We start from the raw sequence: 26561 nt of genomic DNA, 5'->3' as shown, positions 1-26561 counted from the left end.
AACTCACGGGGCGCCGGAGCGCCCGATGGAGGGCCCACCACAGATTCAGGCCATCACCACGCCGAAGACACTACTGCCCCTCGAAGTAACCCTCCACATCCACAGCGCCGCCAGCCTCCTCAAAATGGGTACGCACGTCGCGGGCTAGCTCGTCATCAATCAGGTAATCCACCGCTACAAAAGCTAAGCCAAAGGCGGCATCCAGGGCGCCAGCCACCGCCTCGGGAGAATTGGCCGCAACCGCGAACTGCTCGGTGTGCATGCCGGTATCTTCGGGAGCGATACCAATGAGCGGGTGAATACCGGGCACACGCAGGCTCACATTACCGAAGTCCGTAGAGGCTGCAAGAGTATCACTAGCAGTTCCGGGCGGATACGGGTGACGACCCACAACATGCTGGGAGGCCACCCACCGCTTCAACAGCGGCCCGTTGGCGCGCACAGGCATAGTCATAGGCGCGCTATCCCACGTCACCTCGGCAGACACCCCAGCCATGAGTGCGGCACCGCGCAACACCTCCTCCACACGGCGCGAGAGCGCCCGCAGGGTGGATGCATGCTTGGAACGGATATTAATGTGCAAGCTCGCAACAGCAGGAATCATATTCGGCGCCTCTCCCCCGCGATCAATAATCGCGTGGATGCGGTCCGACCCGGGAATCTGCTGTCGCAGCAGCCCGAGCCCCTGGTATGCGAGGCTAGCCGCATCCAACGCATTGCGTCCCATAAAGGGATGCGAGGAGGCGTGCGCACTCACACCGGTGTAGGTGACGCGACATTCGCGGCGGCCCAGCCACGCCTGATCCGCCACATCCATGAAGTAGGGGTGCACCATGATTGCGGCATCCACGGTGTCAAACGCACCTGCGCGGGCCATGAGCTCCTTGCCGGCATCAGACTCTTCGGCGGGCGTGCCATAGTAGAGAACCCGCCCACTGAAAGCGTTCGGGGTCGCCGCGAGCGCATCCGTCAGGGCGAGGAACGCTCCGAGGCCGGCTGTGGCGATCACGTTGTGACCGCAACCGTGCCCGATGCCCGGTAGTGCGTCATATTCGGAGAGAATCGCGATAGTGCGGTGTTTGGCGGGGTCATAGTCGGCGCTGGTTAGCTCGACTGCAAAGGCGGTATCGATTCCGAAGGCGGGGTAGGTGACGGTGAGGTTTGGGTACGCGGTGTGCACGGCCTCGACGAGCGTGGATGAGGCGAAGTGCTCGCGGTAGGCGGTTTCGGGATGGGCGTGGATTGCTCGAAGGATTTCGGTGAGGTCGCTGGCGCGGTTGGTGATGGATTCCGCAAGGGCTCGGCGGGTGTCCTCTAGCCCGCAGTCGTGATCGAGGCGGCGATTGAGAGGCTGACCGTTACCCGGGTGCTTCTCGGGGTGGGGTTTGTGGAAAGAGTCTCCGCGGTTGGGGTCTTCGTGGTGGCCGCTGGAGTGTTTGCCTCTGCCGATGCGGTCGGCGGCGTTCTTGCGCTGTTGTGTCTCGTAGGCAAGTACCTCGGCGTACTCGCTGCCGCGCTGTCGGTCGGCGTCCGGGGCGGCGTAGTGGTGCACGGTGGGGGTTGGTTGTTTGGGGCGAGAGGGTTGTGCTCCGAGTGTGGTTTCAGCTTCGGAGATGATAGGGGGTTCGGGAGTGTTTGCGGGGATTGTGCTCATGGAATCTACGCTACCGTGTGCGCATCATTGATGCTAGCCAACTCGCATGTGTTGGGTCGAAATGACTCTATCCGATAGGTCAAAATAACCTTATGAAGAAATGTGCGTCACATAAAAGATTTTTTGTATGTCGCCTAGGTTTCTGCGCTTCACAGGAGTAGCGTTAAGTAATGGGAGCGGTAATCCTACCGCCCTCCTACAACCGGCGTTGCGATGAGCGTAACGGCAGGAAGGTTCGCTATCTCGGTGAGCGTGTCTGCAAGGTTTCCTCCCTTTTCAACCTTGCGTGCGTATCCCGCGGTTCTACCGCTCATCATGGTAGAACCCGATAGTAACCGCCTGACGACTGCACACCGCAGTGAGGCGCCACAACCACGTTTAATAAGGAGCTCCATCCCATGAAGGCAGCACGCTTCTACGACCGCCACGACATCCGCATTGAAGACATCCCCGCACCCGAAGCCGCTGCGGGCGAGGTTCTGATTAAGGTCGCTTGGTGCGGTATTTGCGGTACCGACCTGCACGAATACCTCGACGGTCCTATCTTCTGCCCCAAGCATGGCCACCCCCACCCGATTTCCGGTGAGGACTCCCCCGTGACCCTCGGCCACGAGTTCTCCGGTGTCGTTGAGGCACTGGGCGAGGGCGTTGACGACCTGAAGGTCGGCGACCACGTTGTCGTTGAGCCCTACATCATTGCTGATGATGTTTACACCGGCCCCGAGTCCAAGGACTACCACCTGTCCAAGGACATGAACTTCATTGGTCTGGCAGGTCGCGGTGGCGGTCTGTCTGAGAAGGTTGCCGTCAAGCGTCGCTGGGTTCACAAGATTCCTAACAACATTCCCCTGGACGAGGCTGCACTGATTGAGCCCCTGAGCGTTGGCTACCACGCTGTTGAGCGTGCAGGCGAGTTCGAGGAGGGCGCATACGCACTGGTCACCGGTGCTGGCCCCATCGGTCTGCTGACCTCCGCAGTTCTGAAGGCTAAGGGCGCTAAGGTCATCATCTCCGAGCTGTCCCCGCTGCGTCGCCAGAAGGCTCTGGACTCCGGTGTTGCTGATTACGCTTTCTCCCCCGCAGAGACCGATGTTCTGGCTGAGATTCTGAAGCTGACTGACGGCCGTGGTGCTGACATCGCCTTCGAGTGCACCTCTGTTCAGCCTGCACTGGACCTGATTCTGGATGCCCTCAAGCCGACCGGTAAGGTCGTCATCGTCTCCATTTGGGGCAAGCCCGCTTCCCTGGATGTTCAGAAGGTCGTGCTGAAGGAAATTGAGGTTCGCGGCACCATCGCATACGTGAACTCTCACCCGGAGACCATTAAGCTTGTTGAGTCCGGCAAGATTAACCTCAAGCCCTTCATCACCGGCAAGATTGCTGTGGAGGATCTGATTGACAAGGGCTTCGACACCCTGATCCACCACAATGAGACCGCTGTGAAGATTCTGGTCACCACCGACCCGAAGCGTCTGGCTAAGTAATACTGATTCAATCAGTTACAGCTGATACAGCTGTTCTTCTAGCTTCCTTAATGTAGCTAGTGTGGGGTGAGGTTCCTTCAAGGAGCCTCACCCCACTACTTTTCTGTGTGCTTCTTACCGAGCATACAAAAATCCCCGGCTCCGAAGAACCGGGGATTATCTGTGCGCGAGGGGGGACTTGAACCCCCACCCTCTAAATGCGAGGACTAGCACCTCAAGCTAGCGCGTCTGCCTATTCCGCCACCCGCGCAGGTGACATTCGAACGTTTTCCTTGCGGTGCCGTTCGAAGCAACACGTAATACTATACGGACTTTCGGGAAACTCCGCAAATCAAAAAAGTATGTTATGCATCACATTAATGCGTGGGGGGTTACGGACGGCACGAACCAGACACCCCATCGGAAGACGCCGCGGCACGCACCGCCTCCAGCAGACCCCAAAGCGGTCTACAGGCTACAGATGCTATATGACTGGCGGCCCTCACAAACTCCCAGATTTCTCTCAGGAACGACTAGAATAAGGAACTATGAACAACGAGAACCTCTCCCGCGAAGAAGCCGCAGAACGTTCGGCTCTCATCAGCGTTGATACCTACGACGTACACGTCGACCTAACGAACGCCAAGGACCCCGAGTTCGAGTCCTACCCCACCGCCACCACCGTCCGTTTCTCCTGCAACACCCCCGGCGCAGAAACCTTCATCGACTACATCCACCACAGCATTGACTCCGTCAAGCTCAACGGTGTCGAACTGAAGCTGGACGAAGTCGTCGACGGCGCACGCATCCACCTGGCCAACCTGAAGGCCGAGAACGTGCTGACCATCCACGGCCGCTCCTACTACTCCCGCTCCGGCGAGGGCCTACACCGCTACTTCGACCCCTCCGACGGTCGCGTGTACCTGTACACCCAGTACGAGCCCTCCGACTGCCGCCGCGTCTTCCCCAACTTCGAACAGCCCGACCTGAAGGCCGTCTTCAACTTCCGCATCACCGCACCCAAGGACTGGGTCGTTAGCTCCAACGCCGTGCTCGAGTCGCAGGTGACCGACCCCTCCGACGACTCCATCTCCAAGCGCGTCTTCGCCCCCACCGCCAAGATTTCCACCTACATCACCGCAATCCTGGCCGGCGAGTACTTCACCGCAACCACCACCTACAAGCCCAAGAGCAAGGTCAACAGCGGTGACATTCCCCTGGTCGCCTACTGCCGCCAATCCCTGAAGCCGCACTTCGACTACGACCACATCTTCAAGGTCACCGAGAACGGCCTGGACTTCTTCCAGGACCTCTTCGACTACCCCTACCCGTACCCCAAGTACGAGCAGGCCTTCGTTCCCGAATACAACATCGGCGCCATGGAGAACCCCGGCCTGGTCACCTTCACCGAAGACTACATCTTCGTCTCCGGCGCAACCGAGGACGACCTCGAAGGCCGCACCAACACCATCTGCCACGAAATGGCACACATGTGGTTCGGCGACCTCGTCACCATGAAATGGTGGGACGACCTGTGGCTCAAGGAATCCTTCGCAGACTTCATGGGTACCCTCGGCGCCAAGGAAGCCAACCACTTCGAGGATGCATGGGTCACCTTCGCCAACAACCGCAAGGCCTGGGCCTACATGCAGGACCAGCTACCCACCACCCACCCCATCGTGGCTGACATCCCCCATCTGGAAGCCGCAGCACAGAACTTCGACGGCATCACCTACGCTAAGGGCGCCTCCGTCCTCAAGCAGCTGGTCGCCTACGTTGGCTTCGACACCTTCATCGAAGCAGCACGCGTGTACTTCAAGCGCTTCGAGTGGGGCAACACCTCCCTGAACGACTTCCTGCAGGTACTCAACGAGGTGTCCGGCCGCGACATGCAGGCATGGGCTAACGCATGGCTGCAGACCTCCGGCGTGTCCGCACTGGGCACCAAGCGCGTCTACGGCGAGGACGGCCAGCTCACCGACCTGATCCTCACCCAGGAACTGCCCGCACAGCAGCCCGCCGAGCTGGGCCGCCCCCACGTGGCAAAGCTTGAGACCTTCCGCTTGGTCGACGGCAAGCTCGTCTCCACCGGCGTGCTCTCCCTCGAGTACCCGGCCGAGCGCGTCGCCGAGCACCACGTCGAACTGACCGACGAGCAGAAGAAGTTCGTGGGTGAAGCCGACCTACTCATGCTCAACGCCGAGGACCACACCTACGCCAAGGTCGCCCTGACCGACGAGGACGGCCTGCAGGCCGCCATCGAAGGCGTCTCCACCCTCGAATCCGCGCTCTCCCGCGGCCTCATCTGGGGCTCCCTCTGGGAGAACGTCCGCGACGCCCGCCTGCCCGTCACCACCTACGTGGATGCGGTCGTGCGCAACGTCTCCAAGGAGCCGAGCGCATCTCTGCTGGGCACCATGGTCAACAACTCGCAGGTCGCCATCGCCACCTTCTCGGCACCGACCGGCCGCGAGCGCCTCTACGACGCCCTGTACGACGCCTTCTCCGCTGCTCTGGCTCAGGCTAAGCCCGGTTCGGATGAGCAGCTGATTCTGCTGCGCGGCCTAATCTCGGTCTCGACCAACGCCACCAAGGGCGAGGAGCTCTGCCGCGATATTGCCCGCGGTGCCTTCGAAGACACCACCGGCGATATCGCCGATGCGACCGGCATCCCCTACGACCAGAACCTGGGTTGGAGCGCTCTGGGTGCGCTCGCAAGCCGTAACCTGGTCACCGTGGATGATTTGGAGCGTGCATCCAAGTACAGCCCCTCATCGATTTCCTCGAATGGTTACGCGTATGCGATGGCCGCTCTGCCGAACGCCGAGCGCAAGGCTGCCGCGTACAAGACCATCATGGACGATAAGTCGCTGTCGAACGATACTCTGGCTTCGACCATTAACGGTTACGTGCGTGGCCCGGTGGAGCTGCGCGAGCAGTACTACGGCCCGTACTTTGACGCCCTGCTGGGCGTGTGGGAGTCTCGTTCGATTGGTATGGCAACCCGCATTGTGCGCGGTCTGTACCCGAAGGCTCCGTACAACACCGGATCCACCGAGGGCCTGGGTGTAGACGATAACCCGTCGGTCAAGCTGGCTCAGCAGTGGCTGGAGGCGAACCCCGAGGCACCGTCGGCTCTGCGCCGCCTGGTGCTTGAGGCCCAGGATCATGGCCACCGTTCGATTGTGGCTCAGAAGTTCAACGCCTCCCTGCAGGCTCAGTAAGTCGCGAGGTTAAGCATTCAGGCTTAGGAATGAGCCGCCGTTCGGCGTGTTCCCGGTATATTCCCGGGGATGTGTCGAGCGGCGGCTTGCATGTTCCGGTTTGGAGCAATACGCGGAGGGCAACCCGGAAGGGCTACCGCACCGCGCCGGCCGGAAGAAATCCGGTAGAAAAGACAGATAAACGTCACCCGCATATGTGAGCTGTGCGCCCGTAAACCATGAGAGAATGGACTAGGTATCAGCTCATTTAGACACGGATCAGAAGGAGTTTTCAGTGGTCGACTACGCACTCGGTGATCGCGGTAGCGTCGAAATTGTCACCGACGATTACTATGAAGCGGAAACCCTCCAAGTTTTTGAGGAACTGCACATCGACCGTGAACGCATCTGGTACGGTGAGGCGCGACTCGTTCCCGAGCCTGATAACCCCTACGAACCGAATAGCATCGCCATCTATATTGATGAATTCAAGATTGGGCGCATGAGCGTTGCCGATTCGGCGGCTTATTGGGAGCCCATTACTCGCGTGGTTGCCTCCGGCTACGAGCCGATTGCGCACCTGCAGCTTTCCGCCGTGGCGGTTCGTACCGAGAGCGGTGACATGCGAGTGAAGAGCACCGGTGTGCTCTCCCTGTCCGCGCCCGGTTCGCTGTTCCCCCTCAACAATGCGCCCACCCGTGCGACCCTGCTCCCCCAGGGACCGTCCATGAAGGTGCTGGACGAGAAGGAACACTCCGAATACCTGCACAGCATCCTGCCGCCCAGCGGTGAGGGTCGCGTCATTCTGACCTTGGAAGCTAACCAGCTGAAGACCTCCGACGGCCGTGTGGTTGATACCGTGGAGGTGCGTCACGACCGCAAGCTGGTAGGCCGTCTGAGCACCCAGATGTCTGAACAGCTGGCTCCCGTGATTCGCTACGCCTTTGAGCATGACCGTCTCACGAGCGCCTGGGGCACGATTCGCGGCAACACCCTGGAGCTATCTCTGACTGTTCAGGCTGCACGCCCCACCGATATTCCGCAGGAATGGTACGAGACTCTGCCCAATAACGTCCCGGCTCTACTACCGGTTGGCGAGGAATATGAGGTGCCCGCTGCCTACGTACCGAGCGAGGGCGAACGACACCGCGCTGAAGCTGCAGTTCAGGCACCGAAGAAGCGCCGCGGGTTCATCAGCTCCCTGACCGGCAGTTCTTCCGCTCCCGAATCGGCTTCCGATGAGCCTGCCGCCGAGAAACCGATGATTGAGTACACCCTGGAAGAAGAGGAATACTACGAGCCTTCCGAGCGTGAGCGACTGTTGAACCTGGTTAAGGGTGCGGGCCTGGCCGTACTGCTAGCCGGTCTGATTTCGATACTCTGGACCCCGGTTCTCGGCGTCCTGATTGCAATTATGGGTGGCGCCGTGGCTGCGGTAGCTTTCTACTTCGGCCGCCAGGCTAACGGGTACGACGCTTACGAGAACGAAGAGTACATCGAGGAGGAAGCACACGGAGAGGAGCACGAGCCTGTGCACGGATCTTCCGCCACCTCGGTGTAGTTCATTTCCCTTGCGCTTCGAGAGAGCGTCAGATGTCGGCAACGTGCCGGGTTCTGACGCTCTCTTTTTTGTGTGCAACCTTCCGAAGAAACCTTCCAACAGAACTATCACGCGATGTGGGCACCATTGAGGAACCCCCGAAGCGGTATCGTATGATATCAGGTTGGGTATAGCAGAGGGCGGCCCCTCACCGAAAGGTTAGGGGCCGCCCTCGTTCCATCACCCGCATCGGGTGAAAAGGAATGCTAGTCCTGGCCGTAGGTAGCCATGAACTGATCCATCGTATCGTGCTGCAAAGCATGTGCCAATTGCGCATTTGCAGCCTGGTCTACAAAAATGATTGACTGACCGTCGTAAGACCAACCCGGGCCAGCGTTCGGCAGGGTGGTCATACGCATCGTGGTGTCACCACTGGTCAGCACCGGAGCCGCAATCTGAGCAATCTGCGCTGCGTTTAGGCCCTGGTCCACGCGCATATAGTCGGTCAGAGACTCAATAGAAGACTGGAAAGACGCCACGTTGCTCAACGCGCCCTTAGCCTTCATCGTGCTGTACAGGCCGCGCAGGAACGCACGCTGGTTACGAACACGCTGGTAGTCACCATCAGCGAAAGAGTAACGTTCACGAACAAAGCTCAGGGCGCCACTACCGTTAAGGTGCATCAGGCCCGGAGTAAAGGTCCAAACGTTACTGGTAAATGCAAAGGGAACCTGAACATCCACACCGCCAATAGCGTTCACGAGAGATTTGAAGCCTTCAAACTCAATCTCAGCTACGTGGTCGATCTTCACACCCACAAGGTTCTCAACCGTGGCCACCTGCAAGGAAATACCACCGTAGTTCAGTGCGGCGTTAATCTTTGCGGGACCATAGCCGGGAATATTCACCCAGGTATCTCGCATAATCGAGATAATGTACACGCCCTTGCCGTCAGCCGGGATGTGCATCAGCATAATGGTATCTGCACGGGAACCACTCACCAAAGCTGCATCAGCACCAGTACGGGTATCGCTACCAAGCAACAGGATGTTCGTACCAGGTCCCTTGATAACACCGTAGCTGTAACCGTCATCGAGAATACCGTCGCCGTTCTTGTCGTGCTCACTCGCGTTAGCGGCCAGCCCGGCATCGGTAGTGACCTTCGGCGCCCGTAGCTCCGAGATATTCAGCGGCTTAGCCTCACCAAGCTTTTCTTTAATTTTGCTGAGGTCTTCGTCCACCTTGGTGATGGAGTCGAATTTCTTAGTCTTACTATCCCAGGTGTAACCGGCACGCCAAATGAAGAAACCGATACCGAGGGTAATGACAAGCAGAAGAATCAGCAGAATCAGCAGGGTACGCTTGATCCATTTCTTCTTCTGCGACGGTTCAGAATGTTCGTCGCTCATGATTGTCCTTTGTTTGAAGTGGTGATGGGCGAGAAGGCAACGCCCATTTCGCCGTAATTCCCCGGTGACGCGGTAGCCGGAGCATCATCGGTGCTAGTGGAGGGCGGTGTGTGCACACCTCGCAAAATACTTTCTCATTGTAACGCTCTCAGCTGTGTAGCGTGGGTCCAACCCCGCCCATAGCAGTACAACGTTCCTCACGTTCTGACGAAAAACCCCGTCTCCCTTGAAACCAAGGGAAACGGGGCTTTAAAAACGCTATACAGCGCAATCTTCTGGAAAGAATTAAGCCTTCTTGCCGAAGTTTGCGAAACGTGCGTTGAAGCGCTCGACGCGACCTGCGGAGTCCATGATGCGCTGCTTACCGGTGTAGAACGGGTGCGACTCAGACGAGATTTCAACCTCGATGATCGGGTACTCGTTGCCGTCTTCCCACTTCTCAACCTTGTCAGAGGTGCGGGTGGAACGGGTCAGGAAGACCTTGCCGGATGCGAGGTCGCGGAACAGAACCGGCTTGTATTCCGGGTGGATATCTGCCTTCATTGATTTACCTTCTTCTGCTACTGGATTTTGCCAGTAGCCCTTATATAGATGGAGTAGGTTTTTCGATGTGCGGCTGTCGAGAAAACTTGAGAGCGCATCACCATTGCGCCCGCATGGGCGAGCACAACCCGTTAAGGGTACCACCTTTACGGTTTAAATCCCAGCGCCGCGGCCAATCACATAGCGATTCCCCGGCGCGCTCGGGGTCCCTAGCGCGGGCGCGTCTCCCAGAAGGCGACGGCGCTCGCTGCGGCCACGTTCAGCGAATCCACGCCGTGAGACATGGGAATCATCACCGTATCGTTGCAGGCCGCCAGGGTACGCGGCGAAAGACCGTGCCCTTCGGTGCCCAGGATGAGCGCCAGCTTTTCGTCACCGCGGGCAGCCAGCTCGTCCAGGCTCAGGGAGTCTTCTTCCAGGGCCATAGCGGCGCTCCTGAAACCCAACTCGTGCAGGGTCTGCAGGTCGGCAGGCCAAGAGCGCAGGCGAGCCCACGGAACCTGGAATACGGTACCCATCGACACGCGAATCGACCTGCGGTACAGCGGGTCGGCGCATCGAGGGGTGACCAGCACGGCGTCTACGTCCAGGGCTGCCGCCGAACGGAAAATCGCGCCCACGTTCGTATGGTCCACGATGTCCTCCAGGATGGCCACGCGACGCGCCCCGCTCAGCAGCTCCTGCAGAGGCTGAGGTGCCGGGCGAGCCATTGCCGCCAGGGCGCCGCGGTGCAGGTGAAAGCCGGTCACCTGTTCCAGCTGCTCCTCACTACCCACGTAGGCGGGGGTTTCCGGGTGCTCCCGTAGAACGTCCGCCAGGTCGTCAGCCCACTTCTCACTCATAAGGAAGGAAACGGGCTGATGACCGGCAGCGAGCGCCCGACGAATCACCTTCGAGGATTCAGCAATGTAGATGCCCCACTGCGGCTCCAAGGCGCTACGCAGCTTCACATCGGTCAGCTGCGTGTAGTACCGCAGCTGCTGCTCGGGGGCCTGGGCCAGGGGCGTGACCGACTCAATTGCGTAGACGCGTTCGGCGCGCTCGGCAATCTGCTCGGCGGTCAGCTGCTTGGGGCCTCGACTCATGCGCGCTTGAAGGCCGAGAATCGACCCGAAGAGGTCACGGTCAGGGCCAGATCCATGTCGTAGGTTGCGGCGAGATTGGCCTCGGTGATGGTGGATTGCATCGGGCCTGCAGCGACCACACCGCCGTCGCGAATCATCAAGGCGTGGGTGAAGCCGGAGGGAATCTCCTCGAGGTGGTGAGTGATGAGCACGGTGGCCGGTGCGTAGGGGTCGGCTGCCAGGGCGGTCAGTCGCTCCACGAGGTCCTCACGTCCAGAGATATCCATACCCGAGCCGGGCTCGTCCAGCAGCAACAGTTCGGGGTCGGTCATGAGGGCGCGGGCAATGAGGGCGCGCTTGCGCTCGCCGTCGGAGAGGGACCCGAAGGCGCGGTCGGCGAGGGTGTCGACACCCCACTCGGCCAGCAGTTCGGTGGCACGCTCGTCGTCCATGACGTCATATTCCTCGTTCCAGCGGCCGGAAACGGCGTACGCTGCGGTGACGACCACGTCGGAAACCTTTTCGGTGGCGGGAATCTGGGTTGCGGAGGCTCCGGAAGACAGGCCGATACGCGGGCGCAACTCGAAAACGTCAACCGCGCCAAGGGTCTCGTCAAGAATCTCAACCTCGCCGCTGGTGGGGTGCAGGCGAGCCGCCGCGACGGAAAGCAGGGTGGACTTACCGGCGCCGTTGGGGCCCAGCACGACCCAGCGTTCACCTTCGTTCACGGTCCAGGAAACGTCGTTGAGGATCTTGCGGCCGCCGCGGATGACGGAAACGTTCTGCAGGTTGAGTACGGTGCTCATGGTTCTTCTTCCAGTGAATTGACGGGTGGGTGATGCCTCACTCCCCCGCACCATCCGGTGGTGGGCGGTGCGGGTGAGGAGGTGCGCGGCGGCACTCCGCGTTGGGTGCCGCCGCCGCGGGAGTCTTTAGTCGATGAAGCCGCGCGCGCCGCCAACCAGCTCAACGTGGCCGGTTTCGACGTCTGCGGTAACCATCTTCGCGATTTCGTGGGCGAACTCGTTGACGGTGTAGAGCTTGCCTGCGGTCTCGCGGCGCTGCTCGATGGCGCCCGGGTGCAGGCGGTTGAGCAAGGTTGCGGTGACGGTGCCTTCAATCATATCGGCGGAGACCACGACCAGGGAGATGCCCTTCTCGGAGAGTGCAGGAATCTCGGCAATCAGGGCGTCTTCGCCGGCGCGCTTGGACTCTGCGACGGGCTGGTACTCGTCCATGGTCTCAACCTCGCGGATGAAGTGCGCCTGGTGGCTGGTCACGAAGACGATGCGTCCGCCTTCGGGCATCTTCTCTGCGGCCAGGCGAGCCAGGTTCAGCTGGGCGTCGCGATTCAGGCGCATTGCGTAGTCCTCACCCATGCCGGTCTCCATACCGCCCGAAGCGTTCAGGATCAGGTAGTCCAGGGAGCCGAAGGTGTCGATGGCGGTGTTAACGAGGGTCTGCAGATCCTCAGCCTTGGTCACGTCAGCCTGCACGGCGACGGCCTTACCACCGGCCTCTTCGATGGCCTTGACAATCTTGTTGGCGCGCGGTGCCTTGGAACGGTAGTTCACAACGATGTTGGCGCCTTCGGCGGCGAGAATCTGCGCGGTGTCTGCGCCAACGCCTCGGGAGGAGCCGGTGATGATGATGGTCTTGCCGGTCAGCTGTGCCATTCGGTGTACGTCCTTTGTGTTGTTCAACGATGGTGTCTAACGTTGCGTGCAACGTCGATGTCTTGTGGCGCGGCCCGCGCACGCAGGCGGCGGTACGGCGAGCCGCGCAGCGGGCGGACGGCAGTCGTACCGTCGCACCCGCCGAGATGCAATCTTTGCGGGCTTTAGTGGCCCATGCCCAGGCCACCGTCCACGGGGATGACAGCGCCGGAGATGTAGTTTGCCTCATCGGAGGCGAGCCAACGGACCACACGTGCGACCTCCTCGGCCTCTGCGAAGCGGCCGGCCGGGATAGAGGCGAGGTAGTTCTTCTTGGTTTCCTCGGGCAGAACATCGGTCATGGCGGTGTTGATGAAGCCCGGTGCCACCACGTTTGCGGTGATGTTGCGGCCGCCCAGCTCGCGGGTGATGGAGCGGGCCATGCCGACCAGTGCCGCCTTGGAAGCGGAGTAGTTGACCTGGCCGGGCGAACCGTACAGACCCACCACGGAGGAGATGAGGATGATGCGACCGCGCTTGAGCTTGAGCATGCCCTTGATGGCGCGCTGCACCACGCGGAAGGAACCGGTCAGGTTGGTGTCGATAACGTCGGTGAAGTCGGCTTCCTTCATGCGCATCAGGAGCATGTCGCGGGTGATGCCGGCGTTGGCAACCAGCACCTCAACGGGGCCGTATTCCGCCTCGATGGCCTTGAAGGCTTCGTTGATGCTGTCGGCGTCGCGCACATCCGCCTTGACGGCGAAAAATTCTTCGGGGGCCTCGCCACTGCGGTAGGTGATGCAGACGTTGTGGCCCGATGCCTGGAATTCCTTGGCGATTTCGTAGCCGATGCCTCGGTTGCCGCCGGTGACCAGGACGGTCTTGGGAGTGTTTTCGCTCATGAGCTTCCTTGATGAGTCGACCCCTCGCGGTCAGCGCCGATGCAGCGGCTCCGCGGCCGGGGTGTGGACGGATGGACAGTCAAACCTCATTTTACCGCGTTTTATACCCAAGGTGCCGCAGGCTACACCGCGCTCGCTCCCTCGTCGTTACTCTATCACGCCTCGGAAACGCCCTTTGTGTGCGCCACACTCACGCGTAGACTAGCTCATGGTTCCTCCTTCACGGAGGTGCCCGAATCGCCGCCGCGCGGCGCACGTACCGTTCGTGAAAGGATTTGGGAATCATGGATCTTCTGGGTTCGCTCTCGCAGGATGCGCAGCCCGAGTACGCAAAGTGCTCGCGTAAGGGGTGCCAGCAGGTAGCGGAGTTCCAGCTGCTGTGGAACAACCCCAAGGTGCACGCCCCCGAGCGCCGAAAGATTTGGCTGGCCTGCTCGGAACATGTTGGCTGGCTGGAGAACTACCTGCGCGAGCGCGAGTTCTGGAAGCAGACGTTACCCTTCGACGACTCTGGAGCGAACACCAGCGAGTAGCCTGCTGAAAGTGTGCGGCGAGTAGACAACCCTCAATCGAAACTACTTTCGATATATACTATATTTGTTCTAATGAACTTAGGTGAGGGAACGCTCCACATACCCCACCAATACCCACACTCGCCAGCACCTCAGGAGGCCCTCCATGATGGGATACTCACACACCGTCAGCGCCGCCGCCGGCTGGCTGGCCTTGGTCGAGACAGGGGTTGTGCAGGTTCCAGATACCCCCACCCTCATTGTCACAACCCTGGCGTGTGCCGGGGCCGGCATGCTACCGGACATTGACCACCACAACGGCAGCATCGCAAATTCCATTCCACCCGTCTCGCGGTGGGTGGCGCGCATCGTGGGAGCCGTAAGCGGCGGCCACCGCAAGGGTACCCATTCCATCCTGGGCCTAGTGGCCTTCTGGGCCATCGCATACTTTAGCGCAAGCATTAGCTACAACGGCATCCCGTGGGCCTCACTCCTCCTGGCCGCTTTCTCGGGAGGTCTGGCCCTGCGAGTTCTGGGAGCCCCCGGTGGATGGATTGGTGCCATTGCGCTGGGTTATGCCGCCTACACGACAGGCTCGCTTACACTCCTCCCCTGGGCTTTCTCGGTGGGCGCCACGATTCACCTTATCGGTGATCTGCTCACCACCCGCGGTCTGTTGCCTCTCTATCCCATCGTCATCAAACCACTGGTGAGCTCACCCCTGTGGAAGAAGAGCGGCTACATGGCACTGCCAATCCTAGGAGACGCCGGCAGCGTACGCGAAAAGGCACTAACCCTCGCGTTGAGCGTCTATATCGGATGGTACGCCGCCGCCATGATGGGATTCGTGGAGTACCCGCTCCAGACGCTTGGACTGGGCGTCCACGCCGTAAAGTAACGCCGCAGCCTCGCCGATGGTTTTTCACTCTCGCAAACCCCAAACCCCAAAGACATAGTGACCCCGCCGTCATCCCGGCGGCAGAATGTATAGTCATCCCAAGACACGAAGGCACCCCGCCACTTCGCTAGGAAGCGGCGGGGTGCCTCGCAATAATCATCCCGAACCTATCGGGCTAAGAGACTTAAGCGTCCTGGATGGGCCAGAAGACGTCAACCTCAACGTTCTCTTCGCCGGAGGTGGGGTACTTCTCGAATTCAGTGTTGTGCATTGGTGTTCTCCTTCATGAGCGGGTGGGAGTTTCCTCTCCCCCGCATCAGCTCGTCGATGGTGACGGGCTTTTGATTCGCTTGTGCGTCCTCGCATCAGCGGGAACAACTCCAGTCTATACCCGGAGAATGTTGTGTTTCTACCAAAAATCCCACAATGTCATTAGGCACACATAAAAAATTTAAAAAACCCACAGGTACCCCCCGAAATATCGCATAATAGCTTTTCTTTCAGCCATAGAAACCCACAAGGCAACATGATTTCTCATCGAAAACACCCTGTGCTTTATGCTCATAATTCAACAGAACCCATGCACAGGAACGCAAATACACCACATATGGTCAGAAAACAATACAAACCCACGGGTCAGGTCACATTATTTCGCGATACTCGAGAAGGTAACTCCAGAAGAGACACAAAAGAGGCCCCGACACCATACGGCGCCGGAGCCTCCTCCTACGTTTTAGGCCAGCGAGATGAGGTCCTGGTATTCCTTCGACCAGAGGTCCTCCACCGCATCCGGCAGAAGCAGCACGCGCTCGGGGTTGAGCGCCTCAACGGCGCCCTCATCGTGCGAAACCATAACAATTGCGCCCTGATACGCCTTCAGGGCGTGCAAAATCTCCTCGCGAGAGGCCGGGTCGAGGTTGTTGGTCGGCTCGTCCAGCAGCAACACGTTCGCGCTCGAAGCCACGAGCGTCGCCAGGGCGAGACGGGTCTTCTCGCCACCGGAAAGCACGCCGGCCGGCTTGTCCACGTCATCCCCCGAGAAGAGGAAGGAACCCAGAATCGTCCGCACTCGCGTGTCGTCCAGGTCGGGCGCCGCCGACTTCATGTTCTCAAATACGGTGCGGCCGCCGTCCAGAATCTCGTGCTCCTGCGCAAAGTACCCCAGCTTAACGCCGTGGCCGTAGATAACTTCGCCGGTATCGGGCTTCGTCGTGCCGGCCAGCATGCGCAACAACGTGGTCTTACCCGCACCATTCAGGCCCAGCACCACCACGCGGGAGCCGCGGTCGATGGCCAGGTCAACGCCCGTAAAAATCTCGAGCGAGCCATAAGACTTCGACAGACCCTCCGCCGAGAGCGGAGTCTTGCCGCAGGGGGCCGGATCCGGGAAGCGGATGGCCGCCACCTTATCCACCTGGCGCTCCTCCTCCAGGCCGCGCAGAAGCTTCTCGGCGCGCTTAATCATCTGCTGAGCAGCCGCGGCCTTCGTAGCCTTGGCTCGCATCTTGTTCGCCTGCTCCATGAGGGCACTCGCCTTCTTCTGGGCATTGGCGCGCTCACGCTTGCGGCGGTGCTCGTCCTGCTCGCGCTGGGCCAGGTAGTTCTTCCAGCCCATGTTGTACTGGTCAATCACGCAGCGGTTGGCGTCCAGGTAGAAGACGCGGTTGACGACGAGCTCCATGAGGTTCACGTCGTGGCTGATGACCAGCAGGCCGCCCGAGAAGTTCTTGAGGAAGTCCCGCAGCCACATGATTGAGTCGGCGTCCAGGTGGTTGGTCGGCTCGTCCAGCAGCATGGTGTCAGCATTCGAGAAGAGGATGCGCGCCAGCTCCACGCGGCGACGCTGGCCACCCGAAAGGGTCGAAAGCGGCTGGGAGAGCACACGCTCGGGCAGATCCAGGTTGGAGGTGATAACCGCGGCCTCCGACTCGGCGGCGTACCCACCTCCAGCGATGAACTCAGCCTCCAAGCGGTCGTAGCGGCGCAGGCCCTTGGCACGCACCGCATCGTCCTCGCTGGCCATGTCTTCCTGGGCCTGACGCATCTTGCGGGCCACGCCGTCCAGGCCTCGGGCAGAGAGGATGCGGTCGCGGGCCAGCTGGCTCATGTCGTCCACCTTGGGGTCCTGCGGCAGGTAGCCAATCTCGCCGCTGCGGGTGACGGTGCCGTCCGCGGGCAGAGTGAGCCCGGCTAGAACCTTGGTCATGGTGGTTTTGCCTGCACCGTTACGGCCCACCAAACCGATCTTGTCGCCCTTATCGATGCGGAAGGTGACCTCTTCCATGAGCAGGCGCGCGCCGGCGCGCAGTTCAAGGTTCTGTACGGCAATCATAGATATCTTTCGGGTGGGACGGTCTGCGTGGTGTTCATGCTCTGCGCCGGTTCCGGTGAGGCGAATCGTCGGGTCGGGCGAACGAACACCCCATCAATTTTAGTGCAGGGATGCGGTACGTGCATGTGAGTTACTTTTATTTCTGTGGTGACGGGTGTACGATACATATCGAACACCGTTCAATGACCGTGTTTAGCAAGGCGTTCCACGCCACGCAACGACACACTACAAACTTCCCTTCCCTAGCTCTTTCCCGAGCCGACCCACCGAACCCGTACCCGAAGGAGTACACACCGATGTCCGAACCCGTACACAATTCCGCACCCCGACGCAACGACGCTGCCCGCACCTCGGTCGCCACCGATCTCTCCCTCATCGCTGTCTTCGCAGCCCTCATCGCAGCCCTGGCCATCATGCCCGCCATGAGCCTCGGCGGCATCGCGGTCCCCTTCACCTTCCAGACCCTCGGCATCTACATCACCGCCCAGGTGCTCGGCGGTAAGCGCGCCACCGCAGCCGTAGCACTGTACCTACTGGTTGGTTTCGCCGGTCTACCGATCTTTGCAAGGGGCGGTGCAGGCCTGGGTTCGCTCGCATCCCCGAGCGCCGGTTATCTGCTGGGCTTCCTGCCCTTTGCCGCAATCGCTGGTACCCTCGCCTACCTGTTTACGCGTAATACCCGTTCGGTCGGCGTCACTTTCCTCATGGCCCTGCTGGCGAATTTCTGCGGTTTTGTGGTGCTGACTGCCTGCGGTATCGCCGGTATGATGATGAACGCCCACATGAGTTTCGCTGCTGCGTTCAACGCGGCCATGGTATTCGTTCCCTGGGACCTGGTAAAGTCCGCTATTGCGGTTCTGGTTGGCTTGTCGGTACGCCGCGCCTTCCCGTCCTTGGCTCCCACCCAGCATTAGAGACACCTTTAGAAGCCATCTGAGAGGATAGCTATGTTTTTTCGCCGCTCTCCGCGCCAGAATGCACCGCAGATCGTGCAGGGTGTTTCCGAGCAGGCAGCGAGCGCCTCTTCTAGCATGCCCGCCCTCGAGCTTGAATCGGTGAGTGTTTTTACCGAGCTACCCGAAGGCGGGCATCGCCGTATCCTCAAGAACGTGAGCCTGCGCTTCACCGCAAAACGCACTGCGGTGCTGGGCCTCAACGGTAGTGGTAAATCAACCCTGCTGGGGCTTTTTAACGGTCTTACCCATCCGGATGAGGGTATTGTGCGCGTGAATAGTGTAGACACCTTGCAGGTGCCGGCCCCCGGCTCGAAGGGTGCGGGCTCGCAGGGCGCTTTCGAAGGCGTGGGTATGCTCTTCGCCCAGCCGGAGGCGCAGCTGATTATGCCCACCGTCGCTGAAGATATTGACCTGAGTCTGCGACGTGCCGCGGCCATTGAGGGAACCACGCTCGACGGCGAACAGCGTCGTGAGCGGGTTCACGAGCTCCTCCGTGAACGCAACCTCGAACGCCTGGAGAACCAGAGCGTTTTCACCCTCTCGGGAGGCGAAAAGCAGTTGGTCGCCCTCACCAGTGTTCTTGCGGCTCGCCCGCAGATTCTTCTGTTGGATGAGCCGACCACGCTACTGGATCTGCGCAATCGCGCGCGGCTACTGAAGTACTTGGAGTCCCTGGATCAGATGCTGGTGCTCAGCACGCACGACTTGGATTTAGCGGCTTCCTGCGATGAAGCCGTCATCATTCACGACGGACGTCTGCTCGCTCAGGGGGACGCGACTCAGATGGTGCGCCAGTACCGTCTGTGGTGCGCTGAGGGGTTCCCGGATGAAGGCATCGCCAAAGGTACGAATACAGCCGGAGGCACGCATGAACGCTAACACGCCGCGCGCGAATCCTCGCATGAATCCTCGTCCTGTCTCTCATGGGTCTGATTTCAACCCCGGCACGTTACTAGTGGGTTTCTACCAGCCATTGAATACGCCGGTGCATCGGGCGCCGCTGTGGCTCAAGGGTGGCCTTTTCTTTGGGTTGTTCATTGTGCTGGCGGTGACCGACTGGCAGGTGGCGCTGGCGGCTTTAGTGGCGTCCGCACTGTGTGCATTGTGGGCTGGGGTGGCTGTCTCCCAGCTGTGGTTGGTGATTCGTACATTGGCGCTACTGCTACTGATTATGGGTGTTTACTACGTGCTGACGGGCCAGTACACCTCCGGTATGGATGCCATCGCAACCATGCTGACTGCTTTCTACGCTTCCCGCACCCTGCTGGTGAGTACTCCCCTGCCGGTCCTCATCGACGGTTTTGTGCGGCTGTGCTGGCCTCTGCGTTTCGCGGGTCTTTCGCCTGAGCGTCTGGGGTTGCTGATTGCCCTCATGATTCGTTCCATCCCGGCGCTTGTGGACCGTTGGGGTGCCCTGCAGCGGGCGGCGGTGGCGCGCAACCTTCCGAAGCGCATGTATTGGCGGCTGCTAATTCCGTGGGTAGTGCAGGCGGTGGATTATGCGACGGCGACCGCTCGGGCTTTGCGAGCGCGGCACGTGGATGAGCTGAAATAGTGCAGTGACATAACACGACAACCAGGAACAAACCCGCGCAGACATCCGAAAAGGGTGGGATGAACTATACGGTTCACCCCACCCTCTCGCATTTAACTCAGGTCTATTTTCAGATGCTTTTAGGGAGTTTCAACCACCAGGGCGGCGGGGAGTTGCTCCCACCACAGGTACCAGTCATGCTGGCCGTAGAGCGCCTCCACGAGCTTGTCGAAGCCGCGGTAGACGCGCACCGGCATCGCCGAGGAAACCATTGTGTGCTCGACCGCCAGGATTTCGGCGTCGCGGCGGGTCGTGACCGGCACCGGCGTGTAGAATTCGATGAAGTCGGCCGCGATGACCGCCGGATAGGCGTCGTCACGCTCCAGCCAGTAGCGGGCGATGGCCAGCATGGTTTCGGGGGCGGGGCTGAGGTCCCATCCGCCGAAAGGGAAGTACGCGAAAACGTCGGATGCAGCTTGAACCGGCATGTCCACGATGAGGAGTTCGGAGGCCCCTTCAATATCGGTGGTCTTAACCTTCTCGTTGATGATTCCTGCGGTCAGCTCAAAGGGATATTCCGTGCCTAGCGGTGCTTTGAGGTCTTCCTCGCTGAGATCTCCGTCATCCATGAGGTGCCGGTAGGCGTTCAGATAGGTGGTCTCGTTGAGGCTTCGAAAGGCCTCATGCGCGGCCCGTTCCACGCCAACTTCTCGTAGGTGTTCGTGCTGGGCCGTGAGGAGCTCAACCGCGTACTGCTGAATAATTTCAGCAGTAATCTCGCCGACGGGAGTTGAGGTGCGTACTGATACGTTGTTCTCAATGGTCCCGAGCAGGGTAGAGTCAAGGGCAACCACGATAGGGGTTACCCCCTTATTCTTGCCCTCGTAGAGGTGTTCGAGGTATCGCCGGTTCAGTTCGGCTCGTGGGGCGCCGTGGCGGACTCGCTCGTGAGGGTAGGGATACAGGGCGACGAAGTGCTCGTAGAGCTCTGCCATGGTGTTCTCCGATGTTTGGTTACCCACAGTTTAGCGCTTATTTCCGGGGAAGAAAGAGGGTTTTCAGCGCCCCGGGGGCGCCCCTTTGAATTGCGCATTTTTTTCATTTGATGAGCTGCTATCGGTGGGGCCTAAACGGGTCTAAACGTTCGTTATATTGGGCGGTTTTGGTGAACGGATCTTCCGAAAAAGATTGAATTTTAATGAGTCAATTACTGAGATATAGGGCGGGTCGCGTCGGTTGCGAAGGCCCGCCGAACGGGGTTATGCCAACGTAGCCCGAGCGCTCGCGGACCATGCATACCGCACCTACTGTTCCTTTGGCTCCCAAAACTTCTCCCCTACGGGAGGATGCACACCATCAGGTGCGGAGAATAAGCTTCCTCCCCCTCCAGCTCCTCCTAATCGTCCGGTCACATCTACATATTTACGCATTCTTCCGGTGTTCCTCTGGTGGTATTTGACAGGGTGCCGTACAGTAGGGGTACCAGCTATCTATACCTCGGATTGTATAGCCGGTAGCGTCAATTGCTCGAGTCGTAACCAATGGAGGTTCTCGTGACGAATAGCTACTACAAAGAGATGATTCGCCTGGCAGACAGCATCGCTGATAAGGCGCATGAGGGGCAGACGGACCGCAACGGCTGGCCTTATATCTCCCACCCGCGTCGTGTTGCATTGGAGGCACGCAAGCTCGTCTCTGATATGGCGGCTTCGACCTCTCCCGACACTTCCCTGGAGGAGTTGAAGGCAGAAGCGCAGATTGTTGCTCTACTCCACAATACTGTGGAGGATACCGGCGTGTCTCTGTCCTACCTGGCTCGCTACTTTTCCCCACAGATTGTGGATGCCATCGAGGCGCTCACCCGCCGCCCCGGTGAGTCCCGTGTTTCGTATCTGGGACGCGTGCGCGCCAATGATTTGGCTCGTCTGGTGAAGCGTGCCGATATCATGGACAACCTGGATCCGCACCGTCTGGCGAAGTTGGAAGAGCCGACCCGTTCCTGCCTGCACATCAAGTACGAGCACTCACTGGAGTTGCTGGGCCTGGGCGAGTAGCCTTTCGAGCCGTAGCAAACAGAGTCACGGAGTGTAATAAAGCCGCCCGATGTGTGGATACTGTATCCATGCACCGGGCGGCTTCTAAATTATCTGTTGAATTAGTTCAGGTGGGAGACTGCGTAGTCAGCCTCTTCCTCAGTGAATCCTTCAAAAGAGGAAGTCAGCTGGGAACGGATTGCCTCGGGAGACATGTTAACCGTCTTCTGGTAGCTCTTTGCCTTCTCCAGTGCATTCGCGTTCCAGTCAGCCTTCACGTTATCCACGGCGTACTGAGCCGCCTCGGGGCTGAACTTCTCAAAATTGCTGGTGAGCTGGTTGTAGATACCCTGCTTCGACATGTGCATAGTACGCGAGTACGATTCTGCCTTCTTCAGCGCCGACTTGTACTCGCTCGGTACGTTATCGCTCTGCTTTGCCTTAGATTCCGCCGCAGCGGTAGTAGGAGCCACAGAGGTACCGGTATCTGCCGCAGCGGAAGAAGCGCTAGGTGCCGACGAATCAACAACCGCAGAAGATGAGGGAGCACTTACCGTGGTGGAGCTCTTCGAGCCGCCGCCAATCATCGAGGCGCAACCGCCAAGAAGAACAATGATGACGAGAGCGATAAACCACCAGCGGAGGTAGAAAGGCTTCTTCTTAACGTAGACAGAACCGTCAGCGGCAATAATTTTTCGTGCCATAATTTCCTTTCGGCTTTCCTCAAGCAGCCATTGCATAAAGAAAACCAATATGAAGTGAGTGGATGATTCACAAGGAAATATACTGGACCCCCCCCCATTGTCAAAGCAGCAAAAAAATTGGCTTCGCCCAAAACAAACACATCAACTGCCCACATACCCAGTACCTCACAAAAAATACCCGCCCGGTGCCGAAGGCATACACCTTCCGCACCGGGCGGGTACCTATCTGCGAGTCAGGAGCCTAGATGTTGAAGCCCAGCGCGCGCATCATGTCGCGGCCGTCCTCAGTAATACGCTCCGGACCCCACGGCGGCATCCAAACCCAGTTCACGCGCCAGGAATCCACCACGTTCTCCAGGTTGGCCTGCACCTGCTCCTCAATCACTTCCTGCAACGGGCAGGCCGCAGTGGTGAGGGTCAAATCCAGGATGAGAGTGCCGTCCTCATCCCAGCGCAGACCGTAAAGTAGGCCGAGGTCAACAATGTTGACGCCAAGCTCCGGGTCGATAACCTCCTTGAGGGCTTCCTCAATATCTTCCTGAGGAACACGACCCTGAACAGTCTCAGTCATAGTTCAGTCTTTCTTGTCGAATCCGGTGACGGAAAGCAGGTTACTTCTTACCCACGTAAGAGACGTAGCCCTCTTCCTCCAGGCGGTCAGCCAACTCGGGGCCGCCCTGATCAACCATCTTGCCGTCCACGAACACGTGCACGAACTGCGGCTTGATGTAACGCAGGATGCGGGTGTAGTGGGTAATCAGCATGACGCCCATGTCGTTCGCCTCGTGCGCACGGTTCACGCCCTCGGACACGATCTTCAGTGCGTCGACGTCCAGACCGGAGTCAGTCTCATCCAGGATGCCGAACTTGGGCTTGAGCAGCTCCAGCTGAAGAATCTCGTGGCGCTTCTTCTCACCACCGGAGAAGCCCTCATTCACGTTACGTGCGATGAAGTCGGGGTCAATCTCCAGGTTGTTCATGGCTTCCTTGACTTCCTTGGTCCAGGTACGCAGGGAGGGAGCCTTGCCGTCCACTGCGGTCTTTGCGGAACGCAGGAAGTTCGACATGGTCACGCCGGGAATCTCAACCGGGTACTGCATTGCGAGGAAGAGGCCTGCGCGGGCACGCTCGTCAACGCTCATCTCGGTGATGTCCTGGCCGTCCAGCAGAATCTGGCCGGAATCAACCTGGTACTTGGGGTGGCCAGCAATGGTAGAAGCCAGGGTGGACTTACCGGAACCGTTGGGGCCCATGATGGCGTGAATCTCGCCCGAGTTGATGGTCAGGTTAACGCCCTTGAGGATGGGCTTAGTGGTTTCGTCATCGAGGATGACCGAGACGTGAAGGTCCTTGATTTCAAGAGTAGACATTATTTCTCCTGGTAAAGCTTAGTTGTTGCTGAGTGCGAGCTCTGCCTCAAGGGCCTCGGTGAGCTGCTCTTCAAGTTCGGGAACACGAATCTGCTGAATAATCTCGTTCAGGAAGCCGCGCACCACCAGACGGCGGGCCTCAGCCTCCGGAATACCGCGAGCCTGCAGGTACCACAGGTGCTGTTCATCCAGCTGGCCGGTGGTGGATGCGTGACCGGCGCCCTCAATCAGGCCGGTCTCAATCTCCAGGTTCGGCACAGAGTCAGCGCGAGGGCCAATCTCCAGCAGCAGGTTACGGTTCAGCTCGTAGGTGTCGGTACCTTCTGCATCCTTACCGATGAGAACGTCACCAACCCACACGGAGTGCGCACCCTTACCCTGCAGCGCGCCCTTGTAGGTCACGCGGGACTTGCAGTTAGGCACGGAGTGATCCACAAACAGGCGGGACTCAATGTGCTGGCCGGCGTCCACGAAGTACAGGCCGTACATTTCAGTCTCGGCGCCGGGAGCGGTGAACTTGGTGGAGGGAGTCACGCGCACCAGGTCGCCACCGAGGGAAACCACCACGTGCTTGAAGCGGGAGTTGCGGCCCAGCTTAGCGTACTGTGCGGAGGTGTGAATCGCGTCGTCAGCCCACTGCTGGACGGACACGACGTTCAGTTCAGCCTCGTCACCCACCACGAACTCGATGTTCTGTGCGAGCACGGTAGAGCCGGTGTGACGCAGAACCACAACAGCCTTCGAGAAGGGCTTAGCCTCAATCACGATGTGCTGTGCGGCAGCCTCGTTACCGGTGCCGGTGATGTCGATTTCCACGTGCTCAGACAGCTCAGCCTCAGCGGGGATGGTCACCACGGTTGCCTCGGAGAAGCTGGACCAGGCGTTCGCTGCCACGCGGTCCTCAGGGATACCTGCGGAGCCGATGCGTGCATCATCGCGGGAGACGGTCTCAACCTGAACCTGCTCGGGTGCAGTAATCTGCGGTGCCGGTGCGGTGCCGGTCAGCTTCTCCAGGTGCAGGCCGCCCAGACGCTTCAACGGGGTGAAGCGCCAGTCCTCTTCACGACCGGTCAGGGGTGCGAAGTCCTCCACGTTGAATGAGGTCTTACGCTCGGCGCGGGATGCCTCCAGCACCTTCTGGATATTGTTCGGGTTGGAGCCCTGGTGGTGTGCCTCGGTGGCACGGTACAGGGTGTCATCGTGGGCGAACTCGGTGGCGAGCTTCTCGCCCTCCTGGTCCATACCGGGGATGATCGGGGAGTGGTAACCCAGAGTTTCTTCGTTGGTCGGCATTAGCCCACAGATCCTTCCATCTGAAGTTCGATCAGGCGGTTCAGTTCGAGTGCGTACTCCATCGGCAGCTCGCGGGCAATAGGCTCAACGAAGCCGCGAACAATCATCGCCATTGCTTCTTCTTCGCTCAGGCCACGCTGCATCAGGTAGAACAGCTGGTCTTCAGAGACGCGGGAAACCGTCGCCTCGTGACCCATGGTCACATCGTCCTCGCGCACGTCCACGTAGGGGTAGGTGTCGGAACGGGAGATGGTGTCCACCAGCAGGGCGTCACACACCACGGAGGACTTGGAGTGCTTAGCACCCTCACGCACCTGAACCAAACCGCGGTAGGCGCTACGGCCACCGTTACGGGCCACGGACTTCGACACGATAGTCGAGGAGGTGTTCGGGGCGATGTGAACCATCTTCGAACCGGTGTCCTGGTGCTGACCCTCGCCAGCGAACGCGATGGACAGGGTCTCACCCTTGGCGTGCTCACCGACCATGTAAACAGCCGGGTACTTCTGGGTGACCTTCGAACCGATGTTGCCGTCCACCCATTCCATGGTGGCGCCCTCGTGCGCAACCGCACGCTTGGTCACCAGGTTGTAGACGTTGTTCGACCAGTTCTGAATCGTGGTGTAGCGAACGCGGGCGTTCTTCTTCAGCACAATCTCAACCACTGCAGAGTGCAGGGAGTCGGACTTGTACACGGGGGCGGTGCAACCCTCAATGTAGTGAACGTAGGAGTCCTCGTCAGCAATGATCAGGGTGCGCTCGAACTGGCCCATGTTCTCAGTGTTAATACGGAAGTAGGCCTGCAGCGGAATCTCAACGTGAACTCCCGGGGGAACGTACACGAAGGAACCGCCAGACCACACTGCTGTGTTCAGTGCGGAGAACTTGTTGTCACCAATCGGGATGATGGAGCCGAAGTATTCCTTGAACAGTTCGGGGTACTCACGCAGACCGGTGTCGGTATCGACGAAAATCACGCCCTGCTTCTCCAGGTCCTCACGGATCTGGTGGTACACGACCTCGGACTCGTACTGTGCGGCCACACCTGCAACCAGCGAGTTACGCTCCGCCTCGGGAATACCCAGGCGCTCGTAGGTGATGCGGATGTCCTCGGGCAGTTCCTCCCAGGAGTCAGCCTGACCCTCGGTCGAACGCACGAAGTACTTAATGTTGTCGAAGTCGATTTCGGAAAGATCCGCACCCCAGGTGGGCATGGGCTTACGCTCGAAGAACTTCAGCGCCTTCAGACGCATATCCAGCATCCACTGGGGTTCGTTCTTCTTCGCGGAGATGTCACGCACGACGTCCTCGTCCAGGCCGCGCTTAGCTGCCTGGCCTGCTTCGTCGGAGTCTGCCCAACCGTACTCGTAGTTACCAATGCCCTCGAGTTCGGGGTTCATCTCCAGGATCTCTGAAATGACGGTATCGTTGGCGTTCTGCCCAACTTTCTCAGTCATTACGGCCTTTCTTCGATGGTTATTACATTCTCTCCGCCA

Annotated in this window: 23 protein-coding genes and 1 tRNA gene; 9 read left to right on the top strand and 15 right to left on the bottom strand. The window is 59.5% G+C overall.

Annotated features, from left to right (window positions below):
* Nucleotides 1-70: 70 nt before the first annotated feature.
* A complete protein-coding gene (locus JX292_RS03750; protein ID WP_204861568.1) occupies nt 71-1654 on the bottom strand; it encodes an amidohydrolase in 1584 nt (527 codons plus the stop codon).
* A 398-nt stretch (nt 1655-2052) separates the two neighbouring features.
* On the opposite strand from JX292_RS03750, the gene JX292_RS03745 reads away from it, so the two are divergent.
* On the top strand, nt 2053-3138 hold the full coding sequence (locus JX292_RS03745; RefSeq protein WP_204861567.1) for a 2,3-butanediol dehydrogenase: 1086 nt from the start codon (nt 2053-2055) through the stop codon (nt 3136-3138).
* Nucleotides 3139-3301: 163 nt separating this feature from the next.
* Here JX292_RS03745 and JX292_RS03740 read toward each other — a convergent pair.
* Nucleotides 3302-3388, bottom strand: a tRNA-Leu gene (locus JX292_RS03740).
* A gap of 277 nt (nt 3389-3665) precedes the next feature.
* On the opposite strand from JX292_RS03740, the gene pepN reads away from it, so the two are divergent.
* Nucleotides 3666-6341 carry an aminopeptidase N gene (gene pepN, locus JX292_RS03735; RefSeq protein WP_204861566.1) on the top strand — a complete coding sequence of 892 codons (2676 nt, stop codon included), beginning with the start codon at nt 3666-3668 and terminating at the stop codon, nt 6339-6341.
* Between the two features lie 274 nt (nt 6342-6615).
* Nucleotides 6616-7881: a hypothetical protein gene (locus JX292_RS03730; RefSeq protein ID WP_204861565.1), complete on the top strand. Its 1266-nt coding sequence runs from the start codon at nt 6616-6618 to the stop codon at nt 7879-7881.
* 245 nt (nt 7882-8126) lie between these two features.
* Here JX292_RS03730 and JX292_RS03725 read toward each other — a convergent pair whose 3' ends face one another.
* From JX292_RS03725 to JX292_RS03700, 6 genes are all read right to left on the bottom strand, one after another.
* Entirely contained in the window at nt 8127-9269 is a 1143-nt protein-coding gene (locus JX292_RS03725; protein WP_204861564.1) for an LCP family protein, read from the bottom strand.
* A 285-nt stretch (nt 9270-9554) separates the two neighbouring features.
* Complete coding sequence (locus tag JX292_RS03720) at nt 9555-9812, bottom strand: type B 50S ribosomal protein L31 (RefSeq protein WP_049334166.1); 258 nt, start codon at nt 9810-9812, stop codon at nt 9555-9557.
* 209 nt (nt 9813-10021) lie between these two features.
* The gene (locus JX292_RS03715) at nt 10022-10897 is read right to left on the bottom strand and encodes a TrmH family RNA methyltransferase (RefSeq protein ID WP_204861562.1); all 876 of its coding nucleotides are present in this window, start codon (nt 10895-10897) and stop codon (nt 10022-10024) included.
* The gene (locus JX292_RS03710) at nt 10894-11682 is read right to left on the bottom strand and encodes an ABC transporter ATP-binding protein (protein WP_204861560.1); all 789 of its coding nucleotides are present in this window, start codon (nt 11680-11682) and stop codon (nt 10894-10896) included. The genes JX292_RS03715 and JX292_RS03710 overlap by 4 nt, the downstream gene beginning before the upstream one ends.
* A 126-nt stretch (nt 11683-11808) precedes the next feature.
* Nucleotides 11809-12552, bottom strand: a complete 744-nt coding sequence (locus JX292_RS03705; protein WP_204861559.1) for an SDR family oxidoreductase — start codon at nt 12550-12552, stop codon at nt 11809-11811.
* A 164-nt stretch (nt 12553-12716) separates the two neighbouring features.
* A complete protein-coding gene (locus JX292_RS03700) occupies nt 12717-13433 on the bottom strand; it encodes a beta-ketoacyl-ACP reductase (RefSeq protein WP_049334162.1) in 717 nt (238 codons plus the stop codon).
* Nucleotides 13434-13717: 284 nt separating this feature from the next.
* On the opposite strand from JX292_RS03700, the gene JX292_RS03695 reads away from it, so the two are divergent.
* The gene (locus JX292_RS03695; protein WP_204861558.1) at nt 13718-13966 is read left to right on the top strand and encodes an acetone carboxylase; all 249 of its coding nucleotides are present in this window, start codon (nt 13718-13720) and stop codon (nt 13964-13966) included.
* Nucleotides 13967-14111: 145 nt separating this feature from the next.
* Complete coding sequence (locus tag JX292_RS03690; RefSeq protein ID WP_204861557.1) at nt 14112-14843, top strand: metal-dependent hydrolase; 732 nt, start codon at nt 14112-14114, stop codon at nt 14841-14843.
* A 733-nt stretch (nt 14844-15576) separates the two neighbouring features.
* Here JX292_RS03690 and abc-f read toward each other — a convergent pair.
* A complete protein-coding gene (gene abc-f, locus JX292_RS03685; RefSeq protein WP_204861556.1) occupies nt 15577-17175 on the bottom strand; it encodes a ribosomal protection-like ABC-F family protein in 1599 nt (532 codons plus the stop codon).
* 296 nt (nt 17176-17471) lie between these two features.
* On the opposite strand from abc-f, the gene JX292_RS03680 reads away from it, so the two are divergent.
* The 3 genes from JX292_RS03680 to JX292_RS03670 are packed head-to-tail and all read left to right on the top strand — an operon-like array spanning nt 17472 to nt 19686.
* Nucleotides 17472-18089, top strand: coding sequence for a biotin transporter BioY (locus JX292_RS03680; protein ID WP_204861554.1), 618 nt, complete (start codon nt 17472-17474; stop codon nt 18087-18089).
* Between the two features lie 33 nt (nt 18090-18122).
* Nucleotides 18123-19010 (top strand): energy-coupling factor ABC transporter ATP-binding protein, encoded by an 888-nt coding sequence (locus tag JX292_RS03675; protein WP_204861552.1) that lies wholly within the window; start codon nt 18123-18125, stop codon nt 19008-19010.
* Complete coding sequence (locus JX292_RS03670; protein ID WP_204861550.1) at nt 19000-19686, top strand: CbiQ family ECF transporter T component; 687 nt, start codon at nt 19000-19002, stop codon at nt 19684-19686. The genes JX292_RS03675 and JX292_RS03670 overlap by 11 nt, the downstream gene beginning before the upstream one ends.
* A 119-nt stretch (nt 19687-19805) precedes the next feature.
* Here JX292_RS03670 and JX292_RS03665 read toward each other — a convergent pair whose 3' ends face one another.
* Nucleotides 19806-20660: a DUF4253 domain-containing protein gene (locus JX292_RS03665; RefSeq protein ID WP_204861548.1), complete on the bottom strand. Its 855-nt coding sequence runs from the start codon at nt 20658-20660 to the stop codon at nt 19806-19808.
* A 558-nt stretch (nt 20661-21218) separates the two neighbouring features.
* Between JX292_RS03665 and JX292_RS03660 the strand changes: the two genes are divergently transcribed.
* Nucleotides 21219-21719: an HD domain-containing protein gene (locus JX292_RS03660; protein WP_204861547.1), complete on the top strand. Its 501-nt coding sequence runs from the start codon at nt 21219-21221 to the stop codon at nt 21717-21719.
* Nucleotides 21720-21820: 101 nt separating this feature from the next.
* Here the strand turns inward: JX292_RS03660 and JX292_RS03655 are convergent, their stop codons facing one another.
* From JX292_RS03655 to sufB, 5 genes are all read right to left on the bottom strand, one after another.
* Nucleotides 21821-22402 (bottom strand): Ltp family lipoprotein, encoded by a 582-nt coding sequence (locus JX292_RS03655; RefSeq protein ID WP_239653624.1) that lies wholly within the window; start codon nt 22400-22402, stop codon nt 21821-21823.
* Nucleotides 22403-22643: 241 nt separating this feature from the next.
* Nucleotides 22644-22973, bottom strand: a complete 330-nt coding sequence (locus JX292_RS03650; protein ID WP_049342815.1) for a metal-sulfur cluster assembly factor — start codon at nt 22971-22973, stop codon at nt 22644-22646.
* A gap of 40 nt (nt 22974-23013) precedes the next feature.
* Nucleotides 23014-23772 (bottom strand): Fe-S cluster assembly ATPase SufC, encoded by a 759-nt coding sequence (sufC, locus tag JX292_RS03645; protein WP_204861545.1) that lies wholly within the window; start codon nt 23770-23772, stop codon nt 23014-23016.
* Nucleotides 23773-23790: 18 nt separating this feature from the next.
* Nucleotides 23791-25065, bottom strand: coding sequence for a Fe-S cluster assembly protein SufD (sufD, locus tag JX292_RS03640; protein ID WP_204861544.1), 1275 nt, complete (start codon nt 25063-25065; stop codon nt 23791-23793).
* Nucleotides 25065-26522, bottom strand: coding sequence for a Fe-S cluster assembly protein SufB (gene sufB / locus JX292_RS03635; protein WP_275586144.1), 1458 nt, complete (start codon nt 26520-26522; stop codon nt 25065-25067). The genes sufD and sufB overlap by 1 nt, the downstream gene beginning before the upstream one ends.
* Nucleotides 26523-26561 lie beyond the last annotated feature (39 nt).

The sequence above is a fragment of the Rothia mucilaginosa genome, assembly GCF_901875305.1.
Classification (GTDB): domain Bacteria; phylum Actinomycetota; class Actinomycetes; order Actinomycetales; family Micrococcaceae; genus Rothia.
This window is presented reverse-complemented; position numbering and strand designations above follow the sequence as displayed.